The sequence below is a fragment of the Arsenicibacter rosenii genome (genome assembly GCF_001870735.1).
Lineage (GTDB): Bacteria > Bacteroidota > Bacteroidia > Cytophagales > Spirosomataceae > Arsenicibacter > Arsenicibacter rosenii.
Genome location: NZ_MORL01000096.1, coordinates 1 through 2586 on the forward strand (window position 1 = coordinate 1; position 2586 = coordinate 2586).

Here is a 2586-nt window from a genome sequence, read left to right on the forward strand (position 1 = left end):
ACGTGCGGCCGGAGTTTATCAGACGACAACCTGAGGTATACCCTCAACCAACAAATACAACTATGCTACGGAATTATGTCAAGATTGCCTGGCGCACATTCAGGAAAGACACCACCTTCACCATGATTAACGTGGTTGGCCTGGCTACAGGACTGGCTGTGGCGCTGCTCATCATCCAGTATGTGCGTTTTGAGTTGAGCTACGAGAACACGCACCCGCTGGCAGACCGGATCGTGCGACTTACCATGGACTATATGAATGGTGGTACCGTTTACTCGCAGGATACGGAAACAAACCCACCGCTTGGGGCCAGAATAAAGCGGGAAATGAGCCAGGTAGTCAACTATACCCGCGCTTATCCAGTCGGTGAACCCGATTTAACGGTTCAAATCGGTGAGAATTATCACCTGATAGAGCGAGTTCTGGCGGTGGATTCTTCGTTTTTCTCCCTATTCAACTACCCACTCATTCGGGGGAGCAGAAATGACCTCTTTACCAGGCCCCGGCAAGCTGTTCTGACGGAGTCCATGGCGTTGACTTACTTTAACACACTGGATGTACTGGGTAAAACTGTGAAAATTCCAAAGTCGGCCGGTAGCATTCTGTTGGAGGTCATTGGCGTAGTGCCGGATAGCCCGGCCAACACGCACCTGAAATTCGATATGCTTTTATCATACCCAACGATGCTGTCAGACTTTGGCGAACGGGAAGATAACTGGGAGGGCAATAATACCCTTACCTACGTCCAGCTAGCCGAAAATGCCAGTTACGAACGTTTTGAAAAATCGCTGGTCGCCTTCAACAACCGATTACACAAAGAAAAGAGGCTTGTGAATGAGCAGGTGATTGGCCAGAAAATCAGCGATATTCACTTGTATTCTCACAAAACCTTTGAAACGGAGCCCAATAATGAAGCACGGTCAGTGTATTTTCTGCTGGGCGTAGCGTTTCTGGTGTTACTAAGTGCCTTTGTCAACTACGTAAATCTGACAACGTCCAAAGCACTCGACCGGGCGCGGGAAATCGGCATGAGAAAGGTCGTCGGCTCAACCCGGAGACAGATAAAGACCCAGATTTTTACGGAAACGTTGCTGATCAACCTGATTGCCGGTGGACTGGCGGTGGGGTTGGTAGCCGCCCTTCGGTCAGTGTTTATTGAAGTGGCGGGCCTACCCGAAGGCTTTACCGTATTTCAGGACGCATTTTTCTGGGAAAGCCTGGGGGTATTTTTATTGCTGAGCATTTGCCTTTCGGGATTTTATCCGGCCTTCGTGCTTTCGTCCTTCGATCCGGTTGTTGTTCTCAAAGGCAGCTTTTCCCGCTCAATCAGAGGCACGCTGCTGCGCAAATCGCTGGTGGTTTTCCAATTCACCGTTACCGTTATTCTGCTGGCCCAGACATTCGCGGTTTACAAGCAAGTCAACTTTTTGCGCGAACAAAATTTAGGCGTCAACATAGACCATACCCTAGTGGTAAAAGCCCCGGCAGGAGCCGATGCCCAAAAGGATTATGGTGCGTTCCGGCAAATGTTACTTGACGAGTCGCAGGTAAAAGCGGTGTCGCTTTCCGGTACTGTACCAGGCTTGAGATCGACCCACATGGGTACGACAACAGGCGTTAATTTGTCCGATGCCATCAAGAAAACGTCCTACAATTATTACCTGACTCAGATAGATACATCATTTATCGGGCTGATGGGCCTTACGTTACTGGCGGGGGAAAACTTTGATGCGTCGACCCAGCCAGCCTTTTCGGATCCAACAAACCGGCAACTCATTGTGAACGAAGAGACCATACGGCTCTGGGAAATTCCCACACCCGCAGCGGCTATCGGGAAACGGGTAGACCTCTGGGGGCGCAAGGCAACGATTCGGGGTGTTGTCAAAAATTACCACTATGAGTCGCCCAAGGCGGCCTATATCCCGATTATTCACATGTACTCGCCCAATTTCGATTCGTTTGCCAGTGTGAAGTTTGCAGGCGGCAATGCCAGGGATCAGCTGACTATGCTTAGAAAAGTGTACGAGGCGAACTTTCCTCATTCACCGTTCAGCTATTTCTTTCTGGACAGTGAATATGACAAACAATACAAAGCCGACGACCGCTTTCAACAAGTATTTGGGGCCTTAACGGGCTTTGCCATTCTGATTTCCTGCTTAGGATTATTTGGTCTGGCTACGTTTACCGTTTCCAGGCGGACTAAGGAAATCGGCATTCGCAAAGTCATTGGTGCCAGTACCATCAATTTAATGATCTTACTCTCAGGAGATTTTATCCGAACCGTGCTGATATCCATTTTCATCGGTTTGCCAATCACCTACTTTATCATTAAAAACTGGCTAGCCAATTATGCGGTCCGTATTGACTTAAGCTGGTGGCTTTTTGCAGCCCCGGCCCTATTGGTCATGCTGCTGGTATTGGTATCCATTAGCAGCAAAACGATTGCAACAGCGCTCATGAATCCGGTAAAATCGCTTCGATCAGAATAATGGAAGCGTGAAAGAGCGGCTAAATTATTTTTCGCTCTTTCACGCTTCCACTCTTTCACTCTTTATCTCATGAGACCTCCCCGACTTGCCGACCGGC

The 2586-nt window shown here is 49.0% G+C and carries 1 protein-coding gene; it reads left to right on the forward strand.

Going from position 1 to position 2586, the window contains the following annotated elements; all coding sequences use genetic code 11:
* The first annotated feature begins 62 nt into the window (after positions 1-62).
* Complete coding sequence (locus BLX24_RS29960; RefSeq protein WP_071506866.1) at positions 63-2489, forward strand: ABC transporter permease; 2427 nt, start codon at positions 63-65, stop codon at positions 2487-2489.
* Positions 2490-2586: the final 97 nt, after the last annotated feature.

Coding starts and splice junctions, on each gene's coding strand:
- BLX24_RS29960 (WP_071506866.1), top strand. CDS start 63: ATGCTACGGAATTATGTCAAGATTGCCTGGCGCACATTCAGGAAAGAC.